A 16,316-nucleotide genomic window follows, 5' to 3' on the forward strand; every position below is an offset into this window, starting at 1 on the left:
AGGCCTCAGGCGTCGATGCGGCGCATGGTGCAGATCAGCTGCGCCTCGCAGGCCAGCTCCTCGCCCACCATCACCTTGCCGCTGAACTTGTAGATGCCGGCCTTGGCGCGGTCCAGGGTCACGTCCAGCAGCAGCTGGTCACCGGGCTCGACCGGGCGCTTGAAGCGCGCGTTGTCGATGCCGGCGAAGTACACCACCGTGTTCTCATCCAGCACCGTGCCATTGCTGTCCAGGGCCAGCAAGGTGGCGGCCTGAGCCATGGCTTCCAGCATCAGCACGCCAGGCATGACCGGACGGTGCGGGAAATGGCCGACGAAATACGGCTCGTTGATGCTGACGTTCTTGATCGCCTGGATGCGCTTGCCCTTCTCGATCTCCAGCACACGATCCACCAGCAGCAGCGGATAACGGTGGGGGAGCTTCTTCAGGATCTCGTGGATGTCCATCATGTTGAATTCTTCTTCTCGAGTGCGCGGATGCGTTCGCGCGAGGCGGCGCTCGACCTAGGTCAAGCGCCTCTTTTTTCTAGCGCCCTGAGGCGCTCTCGCAAAGTATGCAGCTGACGCAAGGTCGCCGCATTCTTTTCCCAGCTGGCATTGTCGTCGAAGGGGAAGACGCCGCTGTATTGGCCGGGCTGCTTGATGCTGCGGCTGACCACGGTGGCGGCCGACACATGCACGTGGTCGGCCAAGCTCAAATGCCCCAGCACGATGGCACCGCCTCCAACCGTGCAATGCGCGCCGATGCGCGCGCTGCCCGCCACACCGGCGCAACCGGCCATGGCCGTGTGGGCACCGACATGGACGTTATGGCCGATCTGGATCAAGTTGTCGAGCTTGACGCCGTCTTCAAGCACGGTGTCCTCGAGCGCACCACGGTCGATGCAGGTGTTGGCGCCGATCTCCACATCGTTGCCGATACGCACGGCGCCGAGCTGTTCAATCTTTTCCCACTGACCCTGATTCGGCGCGAAGCCGAAGCCATCGGCACCGATGACCACCCCGGCGTGCACGATGCAGCGCTCGCCGATCTGGCAATCGAAGCCCAGGGTCACGCGGGCGGACAGACGACTGCCGGCACCGATGCGAGCATTGCGCTCGACCACACAGTGCGGACCGATCTGCGCGCCATCGCCGATGTTCACGCCAGCCTCGATCACCGCCAGGGCGCTGATGCTGACATCCGCGCCGATCACCGCGCTGGGGTCAATCACAGCGCTGGGATGGATGCCGGCCACCGGGCGCGGACGCACCCGCGCCGCCCACCACTGGGTGAGCCGCGCGAAGTACAGGTAAGGATCAGGCGTGACGATGGCCGCGCCGCGGGCCGCGGCCGCTTCGGCAAAGGCCGGCGCCACGATCACGCAAGCGGCGGTACTGCCAGCCAGCTGCGCCTGGTAGCGCGGGTTGGACAGAAAGCTCAGGGTGCCGGCGTCGGCGCCCTCGAGCGGCCCGATGCGCGTGATCTGCGTTTCGGACGCACCATGAAGATCGCCGCCCAAGGCGGCGATCACATCAGCCAGTGAGACTGCGCCCACCGATTACTTCTGGGCGTTGAGCGCGTCGATCACCTTCTTGGTGATGTCCACGCGGGCACTGAAGTGGATGGCGTCTTGCAAGATCAGGTCGTACTTTTCAGCATCGAAGATCTGCTTGATGACCTTGTTGGCGCGGTCGACGACGGCTTGCAGCTCTTCGTTCTTGCGCTGGGTCAGGTCTTCCTGCCACTCGCGGCGCTTGCGCTGCAGGTCGCGGTCCAGTTCCATCAGGTCGCGCTGGCGGCGGTTGCGTTCGGCTTCCGACAGGGTCGGCGCGTCTTTTTCCAGCTTCTCGGCCGAGCTGCGCAGCTTGGTCTCGATGTCCTTCAGCTCTTTTTCGCGCTTGCCGAATTCGATCTCGAGCTTCTGGGTCGCAGCCTTGCCGACATTGGCCTCACGCAGCACGCGATCGCTGTTGACGTAGCCAATCTTCAATTCCTGCGCCTGCACGCCCAGCGTCGACACAGACATCATGGCAGCCACAGCCACCGCCTTAAAAAGCTTGCTCTTCATCAGAATGCAGTCCCGATCTGGAATTGGAATTTCTCGATTCTATCCGTTGGATGTTTACGCAAAGGCACGCCATAGCTCAGGCGCAGCGGGCCCATCGGAGACACCCAGCTCAAACCGAAACCTGCCGAGGCACGCAACATGGAGGTGCCGTTCTTGAGGGTATCGAGATTGATCTTTTCATGCTCGGCCCAGACGTTGCCGGCGTCAACGAAGCCAAACAGACGGAAGGTCTTGTCATTGCCGCTGCCCGGCACAGGCAGGTACAACTCAGCATTGAAGTTGATGCGACGATTGCCACCCGAGTAGGAGCCGGTCACATCCACCGGACCGAGCGAGCCGGCCTCGAACACCCGCACCGAACCCAGGCCACCGGCGTAGAAGTTCTTGAAGATCGGGTACGGCTTGCCGCCGATACCGGCGCCCCAACCCAGCTCGCTGTTCAAGCCCAAGGTGATCTTGTTGGTGATGGGGATGTAGTGCTGGTACTGCAGGTTGGCGCGCACATAGCGGGCATCGCCGGCCGGGCTCATTTCCAGGTTGATGCGCTGGTACTTGCCGATCATGGGCGAGATGATGCTATCACGGCTGTCACGCTGCCAGCCGATGGTCAGCGGCAAGGACAGGCTGTTGTTGCCGAAAGCGCGCCCGTAGAGCAAGTAACTCAGGGGCAGGCCCTGGTTGGTGGTCAGCTTGGTGCGCTCGTAGCCGGCACCGAAGAACACGGTGTCCTGCTCGGAGAAAGGCACGCCGAAACGGATCGAGCCGCCGTGCGTGACCAGCTCGAACTGCTCACCCAGGGTGTTGATCGGCTTCTGCGTGCGGTAGAACACATCGAGCGCGCGCGAGACGCCATCGACGGTGAAGTACGGGTCCACGGTCGACACCACCAGGGCGCGGCCGACCGAGGAGGTGTTGACTTCCACGCCCAGGTAATTGCCCGAGCCGAAGACGTTCTCCTGCTTGATGGCACCGCTGAAGGACAGCTTTTGCTGGCTGGAATAGCCGGCACCAACCTGGATGTTGCCGGTCGGGCGCTCTTCCACGGTCAGGATCACATCGACCTGGTCCTGTGCGCCCGCCACCTCATTGGTGTCGATGGTCACTTCCTTGAAGTAACCGAGGCGCTCCACGCGGTCGCGCGAAGCCTTGATGCGGCGACCGTCGTACCAGGCCGATTCGAACTGACGGAACTCGCGGCGGATCACTTCATCGCGGGTGCGGTTGTTGCCGGCGATCAGCACGCGGCGCACATAGACGCGGCGAGCCGGCTCGGCCACAAAGGTCACGACCACCTGGCCAGTGGCGCGATCGATCTCGGGGCGGCTGTCGACGCGAGCAAAGGCGTAGCCGAAGCTGCCGTACAGATCGGTGAACGCACGCGTGGTCTGGGCCACGGCCTCGCCCTGGTAGGGCTGACCGGGGCGCAGCAGCACCAAACGGCGGAAATCGTCTTCACGACCCAGGAACTCGCCTTCCAGCTTGACGCCGGTGACGGTATAGGGCTGGCCTTCATTGACCGTGATGGCGATGCTGATGCTCTGCTTGTCTGGCGAGATGGTCACCTGGGTCGAGGTGACGGCAAACTCCAGATAGCCGCGATTCATGTAGTAGGAGCGCAGGGTCTCCAGGTCAGCATTGAGCTTGGTGCGCGAGTAGCGGTCGGTCTTGGTGTACCAGGTCAGCCAACCACTGCTGGTCTGCTCCAGCAGGCCCAGCAAGGTGCTTTCCGAGAACACCTTGCTGCCCAGGATGCGCACTTCGGCGATCTTGGCCGGCTCGCCCTCGGTCACGTTGAAGCTGACGTTGACGCGGTTGCGCTCCAGCGGCGTGATGGTGGTGGTGACTTCGGCACCGTAGAGGCTGCGCGTCAGGTACTGGCGCTTGAGTTCCTGCTCGGCGCGGTCGGCCAGAGCGCGGTCGAAGGGCTTGCCCTCGCCGATGCCCACATCCTTCAGCGACTTGCTCAGCGCCTCGGTGTCGAACTCCTTGAGGCCCACAAAGCTCACATTGGCGATGATGGGGCGCTCTTCGATGGTGATGACCACATCGTTGCCATCGATATTGATGCGCACGTCCTTGAACAGGCCGGTGGCAAACAGGGCGCGCAAGGCGGCAGCGCCCTTGTCGTCGTTGTAGCTGTCGCCGACACGGAAGGGCAGGGACGCAAAGACGGTACCGGGGTCGGTACGCTTCAGACCCTCAACACGGATGTCCTTGAGAACAAAGGGATCCACCGCCCAGGCGGCGCCTGACTGCAGTGTGGCCGCAATGGCCAAGGTCAGGATGGAGGGGCGCAGGGGCGCTCCCGTTCTAAAGAATGAGGACATGCAAGTAGAGTCAATGCAGGCCCGTCAAGCGGGCCACGTCGTTGGAAAGGGCCAAAGCCATCATCAGCATCAGGATCAGCGCGCCCGCGCGCTGCAGTTGCGTTTGCCACCACTCCGAGACGGGGCGGCCGCTCAAACCCTCGAAAAGATAATACATCAGGTGTCCACCATCGAGCATCGGCAGCGGCAGCAGGTTCAGCACACCCAAACTGACGCTGACCAAGGCCAGAAAGCCCAGGTACTGCGGCAGACCCGACCGCGCTGACTGACCTGCGTAGTCCGCAATCGTCAGCGGGCCACTGAGGTTCTTCAGCGAAGCCTCTCCGACCAGCATACGGCCGAACATCTTGACGGTCATGGCCGAAACATCCCAGGTGCGTTCGACGCCCCGAAGCAGGCCATCCCACAGGCCGTAACGCACCAGCACCATGGCAGGCGCTGCGCCCACCATCGCTTCGATGCGGCCGATCTTGCGGCCGGCATCGACCATCACCTTGGGCCGCACCTCCAGCTCAACCATCTGGCCGTGACGCTCCACCTGCCACTGCATGCTGCGCGCCGGCTCACTCTGGCCCGCCTGACGGATCAGCTCGCGCAGGCTGGCGGCATCGGCCACTGCCACGCCATCGACACGGCGTACCAGATCGCCCTCCTTGAGCCCAGCCGCCTCGCCCGCGCCACCAGGCGTCAGGCGACCCAGCACCGGCTCGCTGAAGGCCGGGCCCAGGCCCAGCTTGCTGACCACCTGGGCGTCGATCTCATGGGCACCGAGGCTGTCGGTGTCCAGCACCACGCTGCGGCGGCCATGGCCCTGGGCATCGCTGAGCTCCAGATGCAGTTTGCGGCCCTGCTCCACGGCCTGGGTCAGCTGCCAGCGCAGCTCGGCCAGGGACTGCAGCTCGCGCCATTGCTGGCCATCGGCGGACACGGCCTGCACCCAGTCACCGGCGCGCAAGCCCGCACGCTCGGCCATGGAACCCGTCAAGGGCGCGCCCAGAATGGGCTTGGGCTCCTCTTGACCGACCCAGTTGACGCCGGCGAACAGCAAGGCGGCCAGCAACAAATTGGCCAGCGGGCCAGCCGCCACCACGGCCACGCGCTGGCGCAGCGGCCGATTGTTGAAGGCCTGCTCGCGCAGACCGGCCGGCACCGGGCCTTCCCGCTCATCAAGCATGCGCACATAGCCGCCGAGCGGCAAGGCGCAGAGGGTGAACTCGGTCGAATCGGGCGTGCGCTGATGGCGCCAGAGCACGCGGCCAAACCCCACCGAAAAGCGCAAGACCTTGACGCCACAGGCGCGAGCCACGCGGTAATGCCCGTATTCATGCACGACCACCAGCACCGCCAGGGTCAGGATGAAGGCCAGCACGGTGCTCACGCGCCCAGCTCCGCAATCAGGGCCAGGGCCTGGCGGCGCGCACGCTGATCCAGACCCAACAAGCCTTCCACGCTGCTGCACTCACCGGCCTGCGGCAGGGTCTGCTCCAGGCTCTGGGCATTGACGCGGTGGATGTGATCGAAGCGCAGGCGGCCGTCAAGGAAGGCCGCGACGGCCTCTTCATTGGCGGCATTGAGCACGGCCGTCGATCCCTCGGCCGCGCGCAGCGCCTGCCAGGAGAGATACAGGCCGGGGAAGCGGCGCTCGTCCGCCTCTTCAAAGCTCAGCGCGGGCTGGGTCAGCAGATCGAGCCGGCTGGCGCCGGCCTCGATGCGCTCGGGGAAGGACAGGCCGTAGGCGATGGGCACGCGCATATCGGGCGTGCCCAACTGGGCCAGCACCGAGTTGTCGCGGCACACCACCATCGAATGGATGATGCTCTGCGGATGGATCAGCACCTTGATCTGCTCGGGTTTGAGCGCGAACAGCCAGCGCGCCTCGATCACCTCGAGCGCCTTGTTCATCATGGTGGCCGAATCGACCGAGATCTTGCGACCCATCACCCAATTCGGGTGGGCCACAGCCTGGGCCGGGGTCACCTCGTGCAAGGTGGCCGGGTCGCGCTGGCGGAAGGGGCCGCCCGAGGCGGTGAGCACGATGTGATCGATGCGCTGCGCCCAGGTGCTGCGGTCCTCGGGCAGGCATTGGAAGATCGCCGAGTGTTCGCTGTCGATAGGCAGCAAGGTGGCACCGCCCTGCTCCACCGCCTGCATGAACAAGGCGCCACCGACGACGATGGCCTCCTTGTTGGCCAGCAGCAGGCGCTTGCCCGCTTTTGCTGCCGCCAGGCAGGGCGCCAGGCCGGCCGCGCCGACGATGGCGGCCATGACCATGTCCACCTCGGGATGGGCCGCCACGGCGGACAAGCTGTCCACGCCGTCCAGCACCTCGGTGCGGCTGCCCTGCTCGCGCAATTGGCTGCGCAGCTGCGCGGCCAGGCTCGCATCGGGCAAGACGGCAAAACGCGGCTGCCACTGCAGGCACTGGGCCAGCAAGGCATCCACCCGGCTCATGGCGCTCAGCGCGAAGACTTCGTAACGCTCGGGATGGCGACCCAGCACATCCAGGGTGTTGACGCCGATGGAACCGGTGGAGCCGAGCACGCAGATGCGCTGCGGACGGGTATGAAGACTCATGGCAGGGAGGAACTCAGGGAACTCAGCGCCAGGGCCAGCGGGAAGACCGGCAGCAAGGCATCGACGCGATCGAGCACACCGCCATGGCCCGGCAGCAACTGGCTGCTGTCCTTGGCGCCGACCGCACGTTTGATCAGGGATTCGAACAGGTCACCGACCACGCTCATGCTGGCCAGGAAAACCAGAGCCAGCAGGCCGATGGCCAGGCCCTGCCCTTGCAGCAGGCGCTGGTAGAGGCTGGCGGAATCGACCGCGAACTGGCGGTCGATGACAAAGGTCCAGAACAGGCCCAGGGCGAGCACGCCGGCCATGCCGGTCCAGACGCCCTCCCAGCTTTTGCCGGGGCTGATGGTCACGGCCAGCTTGCGCCGGCCGAAGGTCCGACCACCGAAGTAGGCGGCGATGTCGGCCATCCAGACCAGGCAGAAGATGGAGAGCAGGAAGTTGATGCCGGTGGCCTTGGCCTCCAGCATGGCGCCCCAGGCCGCCCACAGCGCCAGGGCGCCGAGCAGCAGGCGCAGGGCCTTGGAGGCCTGCGGCCAGGCTGCCGGGCCGCCGCGCAAGGCATAGGCCCCGCCCAGCACCCAGATCAAGCCCGCCAGCCACCAGCACCAGGCCGGGCGCGGCGCCAGACCGAAGAACCAGAGCGTGCCCGCGCAGGCCGCGGCCAAGGCCGCACCGAAGGCCAGAGCCGGCAGGCCACCGCCAGCATTGAGCCGGCACCACTCCCAACCGGCCGCGCCGATCATCAGCAGGGTCAGCAGGGCGAAAGGCCAGGGCGAGGCCGCGAACAGAGCGGGCAACAAAACGGCCAGCAAGGCCAAGGCCGTGATGATGCGGGCTTTGAGCATGGGGTTCAAACGCCAGCCAGTGCCGGCGCCTCTTTGACGCCGCCAAAGCGGCGATCGCGTTCACGGAAGGACTCGATGGCCGCGTCCAGCTGCGCCTCACCGAACTCGGGCCACAGGCAGTCGGAGAACACAAACTCGGTGTACGCGACCTGCCAGAGCAGGAAATTGCTGATGCGCACTTCACCGCCGGTGCGGATGAAGAGGTCGGGGTCGGGCGCGTAGTTCATGGCCATGAACTCGGACAGGCGCGCTTCGGTCAGCTCGGCCGGCGGCACGCCCGCCTGCATCGCTGCCTTGCAGGCCTGCACCACATCCCAGCGGCCGCCGTAGTTGAAGGCCACGGACAGGGTCAGCTTGCTGTTGTGCGCCGTGCTGCTCTCGGCCTCGTTCCAAGCATTGCGCAGCTTGTCGGACACCGCCTCGCGGTCACCGACGATGCGGATGCGCACCCCCATGGCCCCCATGCGCGCCAGGTAGCGCGACACGGCTGCCAGCACCAGACCCATCAGGCCCGAGACTTCATCGCTGGGGCGCTTCCAGTTCTCCGAGGAGAAGGCAAACACCGTCAGGTACTCGATCTCGCGATCGATGCAGGCCTGCACGATCTTGACCAGGGCATCGACGCCCTGCTTGTGGCCGAAGAAGCGCGGCAGAAAGCGCTTCTTCGCCCAGCGGCCGTTGCCATCCATCACGATGGCCACATGGCGGGGCACCGCCTTCTTCTCGGTCGTCACTGTCGCGAGCTCGCTCAGACCGCCAGGATTTCGGCTTCTTTGGCCGCGACCAGCTTGTCGATCTCGGCGATGGTGCGATCGGTCAGCTTCTGCACATCGTCCAGGCTGCGGCGCTCATCGTCTTCGCTGATCAGCTTGTCCTTGGTCAGCTTCTTGGCTTGCTCATTGGCATCGCGGCGCAGATTGCGCACGGCGATCTTGGCGTCTTCGCCTTCGTTGCGCACCACCTTGGTCAGGTCGCGGCGGCGCTCTTCGTTGAGCGGCGGCATCGGCACGCGGATCAGCTCGCCTTGCGAAGCCGGGTTCAGGCCCAGATCGGACTCACGAATCGCCTTCTCGATCTTGGCGCCCATGCCTTTTTCCCAGGGCTGCACGCTGATGGTGCGGGCATCGAGCAAGGTCACATTGGCCACCTGGGTGACGGGCACCATGGAGCCGTAGTAGTCGACACTGACCTGATCGAGGATGCCGGGGTGGGCGCGGCCGGTGCGGATCTTGTGCAACTCGTTCTTCAGCGCCTCGACCGACTTGGCCATCTTGGCTTCAGCGTTCTGCTTGATGTCTGCAATGCTCATGATTCTTGACCTTGAAAACCTTTGTTTCTCAAACGTGCACCAGCGTGCCTTCGTCTTCGCCCATCACCACGCGCTTGAGCGCGCCGGCCTTGAGGATGCTGAACACGCGGATCGGCAGCTTCTGGTCGCGGCACAGCGCGAAAGCGGTGGCGTCCAGCACCTGCAGATTCTTGGTGATGGCCTCGTCAAAGCTGATGCGCGAGTAGCGGGTCGCACTCGGGTCCTTCTTGGGATCGGCGGTGTAGACACCATCGACCTTGGTGGCCTTGAGCACGATCTCTGCGCCGATCTCGGCACCACGCAGCGCTGCGGCCGTGTCGGTGGTGAAGAAGGGGTTGCCCGTGCCGGCCGCGAACACCACGACCTTGCCTTCTTCCAGATACTGCAGAGCCTTGGGGCGCACATAGGGCTCCACCACCTGCTCGATGCCGATGGCCGACATCACGCGAGCGACGATGCCTTCCTGGCGCATGGTGTCGGCCAGGGCCAGGGAGTTCATCACCGTGGCCAGCATGCCCATGTAATCGGCCGTGGCGCGGTCCATGCCGACCGAGCCGCCCGCGACACCGCGGAAGATATTGCCGCCACCGATGACCACCGCCACCTCCACGCCGAGCTCGGTGACCTCGCGGATCTCCTGCACCATGCGCACGATGGTCGCGCGGTTGATGCCGAAAGCGTCGTCGCCCATCAGGGCTTCACCGGAAAGTTTGAGCAGGATGCGTTTGAGCGCGGGCATGAGGACCTCTTGATGGCTGCTGTTGCTGAATGGGATGTCGGGCTTGTGCCGCGTCTGCAGCCCGCCGGGTAGGCAGGCTTGCAGCCCAAGGATGGGGCCGCCGACTTCAACGGGCACAAGTGTAAAGGGCGCCAGAGGCGCCCTTTGTTTGCTTCAGGGCTTACTGGCCCTTGGCGGCGGCCACTTGCGCGGCCACTTCGGCGGCGAAGTCGTCCACCTTCTTCTCGATGCCTTCGCCCACCACGTACAGGGTGAAGCTCTTCACCGTGGTGGCCTTGTCCTTCAGCATGGCGGCGACGGTTTGCTTGCCGTCAGCGGCCTTCACGAAGACTTGGTCCAGCAGCGAGACTTCCTTCAGGAACTTCTGCACGGCGCCGTCCACCATCTTGGCGACGATGTCGGCCGGCTTGCCGGACTCGGCAGCCTTCTCGGCAGCGATCTTGCGCTCCTTCTCGACCAGCTCAGCCGACACTTCGGCAGCCGACAGCGCAGCCGGCTTCATGGCGGCCACGTGCATGGCGACGTCCTTGGCGGCCACTTCGTCGCCGTCGAACTCGACCATCACGCCGATGCGGGTGCCGTGCAGGTAGGAAGCCAGCTTGGTACCCGATGCATAGCGCTGGAAGCGACGGATCGACATGTTCTCGCCGATCTTGCCGATCAGACCCTTGCGCACGTCTTCCACGGTCGGGCCGAAGCCTTCTTGTGACAGCGGCAGCGCCGACAGGGCGGCCACATCGGCCGGGCCTTCGGTGGCAATCAGGCCAGCGACGGCATTCACGAAGGCCAGGAAGGCATCGTTCTTCGACACGAAGTCGGTTTCGCAGTTCACTTCCAGCAGGGCGCCCACGCCGCCGACCACGGCCGAGGCGACCACACCTTCAGCGGTCACGCGCGAAGCGGCCTTGCCCGCCTTGTTGCCCAGCTTGACGCGCAGGATTTCTTCGGCACGACCCAGATCGCCTTCGGCTTCGGTCAGCGCCTTCTTGCATTCCATCATCGGGGCATCGGTGCGGGCGCGCAGCTCAGCGACCATGCTTGCGGTAATTGCAGCCATTTGTTTCTCCGTTACTCAATGAACCTGCCCGGTTTCACGCGGGCAGACACTTCAACCAATTTGCTTTGAAAAAAAGGGGCTGAACACAGCCCCTTGATTCGGCGTCAGCCTGGCCGCTTGAAACTCAAGCGCCTTCGGCGACTTCCACGAACTCGTCGCCGGCCGGGGCAGCGGCTTGCACGACTTCGTTGCCGGCGTTGGCACGGCCTTCGATCACGGCGTCAGCGACGGCGCGAGCGTACAGTGCCACAGCCTTGGCGGAGTCGTCGTTGCCGGGGATGACGTAGTCGATGCCTTCGGGCGAGTGGTTGGTGTCAACCACGCCGATCACGGGGATGCCCAGCTTCTTGGCTTCGGCCACGGCGATCTTGTGGAAGCCCACGTCGATCACGAAGATGGCGTCGGGCAGACCGTTCATGTCCTGGATGCCGCCGATGTTCTTTTCCAGCTTGGCCAGATCGCGTTGGAACAGCAGGGCTTCCTTCTTGATGGCGGGCTGGGTGCCGGCTTCGACCTGGGCTTGCATGTCCTTCAGATTCTTCAGCGAGGCCTTGACCGTCTTAAAGTTGGTCATCATGCCGCCCAACCAGCGTTGGTCAACGTAAGGCACGCCGGCGCGCTGGGCTTCCAGGGCCACCACTTCACGGGCTTGGCGCTTGGTGCCGATCATCATGATGGTGCCGCGCTTGGCCGACAACTGGCGGATGAACTTCAGAGCCTCTTCGAACGCAGGCAGCGTCTTTTCGAGGTTGATGATGTGAATCTTGTTGCGGTGGCCGTAGATATACGGGGCCATCTTGGGGTGCCAGAAGCGGGTTTGGTGACCAAAGTGGACGCCGGCTTCCAGCATTTCGCGCATCGTAACGGACATGTTTTTAACTCCGAAGGTTGTGTCTAAAATCCGGCCCGAATTGCTCTGCTTCGTGACCTCTGCCCCATATCCAAACGGGGCCTGGCCTCTTGCAACAACTTGCAGCAGCAACACCTCTCAGTGGCCGGTTTGCGATTGATTCACCAGCACAAACCCCGGGCAAAAATTGCCTAGGGCGTCCGGCAAAACCCAAAGAGTATACACGACCTATGCCCAACGACCTGAGCAGTGCCTTGGCTGCCCTGCATGAAGGCCGCCTTCACGCTCTGGATGCCCTGCAGTCCAGCCAGCACGCCGCCCATTCCGACGCCTGCCGTCACGCCTACATCGGCGACTCCCTCGATCGCATGGCGCCCGCCGCGCAAGCCGCCGCCGAGGCCAGCGATGCCGCGGCCCGCGCCGGCGCCCCCCGCCCGCGCCTGGGCGGCCTGGCCATCAGCATCAAGGACTTGTTCGATGTGGCCGGCGCCACCAGCAGCGCCGGTTCGCGCCTGCTGCAGGGCCATCCGCCCGCAAGCAGCGACAGCCCCGCGGTGGCCCGACTGCGCCAGGCCGGCGCCGCCCTGCTGGGGCGCAACACCATGAGCGAGTTCGCGTTCTCGGGCGTGGGTATCAACCCGCATCACGGAACGCCCGCCAACCCCGTCACCCAAGCCCTCGATCGCCACGAGCGCATCCCCGGAGGCTCCACCTCCGGCGGCGCGGTCTCGGTGGCCACAGGCGCCGCCTGGGCCGCCCTGGGCTCGGACACCGGTGGCTCGATCCGCATCCCGGCCGCCCTGCAAGGCCTGGTCGGCTTCAAGAACACCGCCCGGCTGACGCCGACCGAAGGCTGCATCCCCCTGTCCACCACCCTGGACACCGCCTGCGCCATCACCCGCTCGGTACGCGACGCCGTGCTGCTGCACGAGGTGCTGGCCGCTCGCACCGTGCACCTGCAAGCACGGCCGCTGAAGGCCTGCCGCTTTGCCGTGGTGAAGAACCATTTCCTCGACGGGATGGACGACGCGGTCAGCACCGCTTTCGAAGCGAGCCTGCGCCTGCTGCGCCAACAAGGCGCACAGATCGAAGAGATCCAGCTGCCCGCCTTGCAGGACCTGCCCCAGTTGCAAGCCCAAGGCGGCTTTGCCGCGGCGGAGAGCTGGGCCTGGCACCGCCCCCTGATGAACGCCCACGGCGACAGCGCCTACGACCCCCGTGTCGCCACGCGCATCCGCCGCGGCGAAGCCATCAGCGCCGCCGACTACATCGACCTGATCCACGCCCGCCGCCGCTGGATCGCGGCGATGGAATCGCAGCTGCAAGGCTTCGACGCCGTGCTCAGCCCCACCGTGCCGGTGGTCGCCCCCCTGCTGCAACCTTTGCTGCTGAGCGACGAGGCCTTCTTCGCCACCAATGCCCTGCTGCTGCGCAACCCCTCGGTGGTCAATCTGCTCGATGGCTGTGCCCTGTCCCTGCCCTGCCATGCGGCGGGCCAGTTGCCGGTCGGCCTGATGGTGTGGGCACCGGCCCTGCAGGACGACCAGGTCCTGAGCCTGAGCCTGCACATCGAGCAGGCCCTGCGCGCGCACACCTCCGGCGAGGAGCACTGAGATGCGCATCGCCATCATCGGCGCCGGCGTGGCCGGCGTCTGCAGCGCCTACGAGCTGGCCGCGGCCGGCCACCAGGTCACCGTCTTCGAGCGCCGCGGCAGCGTGGCCGCAGAAGGCAGCTTTGCCACCGGCGGCCATATCGCGCCGGCTCTGATGCTGCCCTGGCTGGCCCCCGCCTTCCCGCGCCCCGGCGCTGGCCCCCTGGGCTGGCAATGGCAGCGCTGGCGCCAGCAGCGCAAGCCCGCCACGCAAGAGGCGCAAGACCGCCTGCTGCAACTCGCCCGCTTCAGCTTTGAGCGCCTGCAAGCACTGCGCCGCCATCTGCAGCTGGATCACGAGCGCGCCGAGGGCCAGCTCGTGCTGCTGCGCCAGGACAAGGATCAGAAGGCCATCCAGGCCGGGCTGGAACGCCTGCAGCGCCTGGAGCTGCCGCACCGCCTGCTCGATGCCGCGCAATGCCTGGCCCTGGAGCCCGGCCTCAACCCCGAGATCGCCCTGCATGGAGGCGTGCAGCTGGGCACGGGCGAGGTGGGCAACACGCGCCAGTTCTGCCACCTGCTGCGCAGCGAAGCGCAGCGCCTGGGCGCGCGCTTTCGCTTCCACACCACGGTGCGCAGCCTGGAGGCAGGCGCGCCCGCCCGCCTGGTGCATGAGTACACCCCGACCGACGAGCAACTGGGCAGCAGCCCGCGCCGCAGCGAGCCCCAGGAGGCCGGCGACACCCAGCCCGCGCCGCTGGGCCCGCAGGAAGAGCGCTTCGACGCGGTGCTGGTCTGCGCCGGCACCGGTGCCGCGCCCCTGCTCAAGGCCCTGGGATTGAAGCCTCGCTGGCGCGAGCTGCACACCCTGTCGATCACTGCGCCGCTGCGCGTGCTGGAGGCCCACCCGCATCTGGGCCCGGCGGCCGGCCTGCTGGACTGGCAACGCCAGATCGGCATCGCCCGCATCGGCCAGCGCGTGCGTGTCTCCAGCCTGCCGCGGCCACATGCGCTTGAATTGAAGGCCAGCACCCTGGCACCCCTGCACGAGACCCTGAACGACTGGTTCCCTGGCGCCATGCAGGCCGGCCAGGTGCAGAAGTGGCAAGGCAGCCATCTGGTTCTTGATGACGGCCTACCGGTGCTGGGCGCCAGCGGCCAGCCCGGCATCTGGCTCAATCTGGGCCAGCAATCGCTCGCGCATTCAGGCTGGACCCTGGCCTGCGGCGCGGCCGCCGTGCTGGCGCATCAAATCAGCGGCAAAACGGCCAATGAAGTGCAAGGCAGTGAGCTGCCCGATATCCGCGGACTGGACATCACGCGCTCCGCCTGACAAGCTGAGGCCGTGCTGCTCGACCTCCAACACCCCACCCACACGCTGCCCCTGCACAGCGCGGCACAAAGCCGCGCCATCGAGGCCGCTGCCCTGGCCCATTCGCCCTCGCCACCCTTGATGGAGCGGGCCGGCCTGGCGCTGGCGCGCCTGATCCTGGCCTTGCCGCGGCGCGACGACGGGCCGGTGCTGTTCGCCTGCGGGCCCGGCAACAACGGCGGCGACGGCCTGGTGGCCGCACGTCTGCTGCATCAGCACGGCCTGCCTGTTCAGGTGCGGCTGATGGACCCCAGCCGCGCCGGCAGCCAGCGGCCTGCCGATGCGCAAGCAGCCCTGAACGCCGCCCAAGCCGCCGGCGTATCGATCCAGGCCGGCTGGCAAGCGCCTGAGAAGTGCAGCCTGGCCGTCGACGCCTTGCTGGGGCTGGGCCTGCAGCGCGCACCCGGCGGCGCGCTGGCGGAGGCGATTCGCGGCTTGAACGCCCTGCCCGCTCGCGGGTCCGGCTGTGCCCTGCTGGCCGTGGACCTGCCCAGCGGACTGATGGCCGACACCGGCATGCCCGCCCCGGGCGACGGCAGCACCAGCCCTGCCTCCGTCGTGCAGGCCCAGCATTGCCTGAGCCTGCTGACCTTGAAGCCCGGCCTGTTCACCGGCCAGGGCCGCGCTTTGTGCGGCCGGATCTGGTTTGACGATCTGGGCGTGGACCTCGGCGGCAGCGCCGCGCTGGCCCAGCTGATCGCGCGCGACAGCCTTCAGCCCTGGCTGCGCGGCCAGGGTGGCGATCGACACCTGCAGCACAAGGGCAGCCAAGGGGATGTGCTCGTGATCGGCGGTGCACCGGGCATGCGCGGCGCCGCACGCCTGGCCGCCCGCGCCGCCTTGGCCGCGGGCGCCGGCCGGGTCTACGCCTGGCTGCTGGACTCAACGGTCGACGCCGAAGTGGACCCGCAGCGCCCCGAGCTGATGCGCTGGAATTCCCCGTTATCCGATGGCAAGGGAGGCACCTGGCATGGGCGCACCGTGGTCTGCGGTTGCGGGGGCGGCGAGGTCGTCGGCAGCGTTATCGCCGAGGTGCTGGGCCATGCCGAGCGCCTGGTGCTCGATGCCGATGGACTCAATGCCGTGGCCCGCGAGCCCCGACTGCGCGCCCTGCTCTCGGCTCGCATGGGTCTGGGCCTGGCGACGGTGCTGACACCCCACCCACTGGAGGCCGCGCGCCTGCTGGGCTGCACGGTGAACGAGGTCCAGGCAGACAGGCTCCAGAGCGCGCGCAAGCTGGCAGATCAGCTGCACTGCACAGTGCTGCTGAAAGGCTCCGGCAGCGTGATCGCATCACCGAGCCAGGACCACACACCCCTCTCACACCTCACGCCCCTCACACCGCAAATCGCCATCAACTCCAGCGGCAATGCGGCCCTCGCCACACCGGGCAGCGGCGATGTGCTGGCCGGATGGCTGGGCGGGCTGTGGGCGCAAACGCCCACGCTGCAGCCCGCAAGCGTGGCCGACGCCGCCTGCCACTGGCATGGCCTGGCGGCTGAAACGCAAATCGGCGGCCCCTTGCGAGCCGCCGATCTGGTGGAGCGCATGCATGCGCTCCATGCGCAAGCGCAGGCCTGAGCCCGGGTCTGAGC

At 66.3% G+C, this 16,316-nt stretch carries 15 protein-coding genes; 3 read left to right on the plus strand and 12 right to left on the minus strand.

Annotated features, from left to right (window positions below; all coding sequences use genetic code 11):
- Positions 1–5 precede the first annotated feature (5 nt).
- The 12 genes from fabZ to rpsB form a co-directional block, all read right to left on the minus strand.
- On the minus strand, positions 6–449 hold the full coding sequence (gene fabZ / locus AC1Q6P_RS01350; RefSeq protein WP_171825820.1) for a 3-hydroxyacyl-ACP dehydratase FabZ: 444 nt from the start codon (positions 447–449) through the stop codon (positions 6–8).
- Between the two features lie 59 nt (positions 450–508).
- Complete coding sequence (gene lpxD, locus AC1Q6P_RS01355) at positions 509–1,537, minus strand: UDP-3-O-(3-hydroxymyristoyl)glucosamine N-acyltransferase (RefSeq protein ID WP_492664238.1); 1,029 nt, start codon at positions 1,535–1,537, stop codon at positions 509–511.
- A gap of 3 nt (positions 1,538–1,540) precedes the next feature.
- The gene (locus AC1Q6P_RS01360) at positions 1,541–2,050 is read right to left on the minus strand and encodes an OmpH/Skp family outer membrane protein (protein WP_102767411.1); all 510 of its coding nucleotides are present in this window, start codon (positions 2,048–2,050) and stop codon (positions 1,541–1,543) included.
- Entirely contained in the window at positions 2,050–4,377 is a 2,328-nt protein-coding gene (gene bamA, locus AC1Q6P_RS01365; protein ID WP_492664237.1) for an outer membrane protein assembly factor BamA, read from the minus strand. Before bamA ends, AC1Q6P_RS01360 begins: the two co-directional genes overlap by 1 nt.
- Before the next feature lie 10 nt (positions 4,378–4,387).
- Positions 4,388–5,755, minus strand: coding sequence for an RIP metalloprotease RseP (gene rseP / locus AC1Q6P_RS01370; protein ID WP_271009935.1), 1,368 nt, complete (start codon positions 5,753–5,755; stop codon positions 4,388–4,390).
- The gene (locus AC1Q6P_RS01375) at positions 5,752–6,951 is read right to left on the minus strand and encodes a 1-deoxy-D-xylulose-5-phosphate reductoisomerase (protein WP_492664236.1); all 1,200 of its coding nucleotides are present in this window, start codon (positions 6,949–6,951) and stop codon (positions 5,752–5,754) included. The genes rseP and AC1Q6P_RS01375 overlap by 4 nt, the downstream gene beginning before the upstream one ends.
- Positions 6,948–7,802, minus strand: coding sequence for a phosphatidate cytidylyltransferase (locus AC1Q6P_RS01380; RefSeq protein WP_102767415.1), 855 nt, complete (start codon positions 7,800–7,802; stop codon positions 6,948–6,950). The genes AC1Q6P_RS01375 and AC1Q6P_RS01380 overlap by 4 nt, the downstream gene beginning before the upstream one ends.
- A 5-nt stretch (positions 7,803–7,807) precedes the next feature.
- Positions 7,808–8,536, minus strand: coding sequence for a polyprenyl diphosphate synthase (gene uppS / locus AC1Q6P_RS01385; protein ID WP_102767416.1), 729 nt, complete (start codon positions 8,534–8,536; stop codon positions 7,808–7,810).
- Positions 8,537–8,550: 14 nt separating this feature from the next.
- Positions 8,551–9,111 (minus strand): ribosome recycling factor, encoded by a 561-nt coding sequence (gene frr, locus AC1Q6P_RS01390; RefSeq protein ID WP_102767417.1) that lies wholly within the window; start codon positions 9,109–9,111, stop codon positions 8,551–8,553.
- 28 nt (positions 9,112–9,139) lie between these two features.
- Positions 9,140–9,850: a UMP kinase gene (gene pyrH, locus AC1Q6P_RS01395; protein ID WP_102767418.1), complete on the minus strand. Its 711-nt coding sequence runs from the start codon at positions 9,848–9,850 to the stop codon at positions 9,140–9,142.
- A gap of 160 nt (positions 9,851–10,010) precedes the next feature.
- Positions 10,011–10,907 carry a translation elongation factor Ts gene (gene tsf, locus AC1Q6P_RS01400; RefSeq protein ID WP_102767419.1) on the minus strand — a complete coding sequence of 299 codons (897 nt, stop codon included), beginning with the start codon at positions 10,905–10,907 and terminating at the stop codon, positions 10,011–10,013.
- 124 nt (positions 10,908–11,031) lie between these two features.
- Positions 11,032–11,778: a 30S ribosomal protein S2 gene (rpsB, locus tag AC1Q6P_RS01405; protein ID WP_102767420.1), complete on the minus strand. Its 747-nt coding sequence runs from the start codon at positions 11,776–11,778 to the stop codon at positions 11,032–11,034.
- Between the two features lie 209 nt (positions 11,779–11,987).
- Between rpsB and AC1Q6P_RS01410 the strand changes: the two genes are divergently transcribed.
- From AC1Q6P_RS01410 to AC1Q6P_RS01420, 3 genes are read left to right on the plus strand one after another with little or no spacing between them, the layout of a single operon-like run.
- On the plus strand, positions 11,988–13,370 hold the full coding sequence (locus AC1Q6P_RS01410; protein WP_492664235.1) for an amidase: 1,383 nt from the start codon (positions 11,988–11,990) through the stop codon (positions 13,368–13,370).
- A 1-nt stretch (position 13,371) separates the two neighbouring features.
- Positions 13,372–14,682 (plus strand): FAD-dependent oxidoreductase, encoded by a 1,311-nt coding sequence (locus AC1Q6P_RS01415; RefSeq protein WP_492664234.1) that lies wholly within the window; start codon positions 13,372–13,374, stop codon positions 14,680–14,682.
- A gap of 12 nt (positions 14,683–14,694) precedes the next feature.
- Positions 14,695–16,302 (plus strand): NAD(P)H-hydrate dehydratase, encoded by a 1,608-nt coding sequence (locus AC1Q6P_RS01420; protein WP_492664233.1) that lies wholly within the window; start codon positions 14,695–14,697, stop codon positions 16,300–16,302.
- The last annotated feature ends 14 nt before the right edge of the window (positions 16,303–16,316 follow it).

This window comes from Roseateles sp. GW835-FHT13E02 (assembly GCF_058794035.1).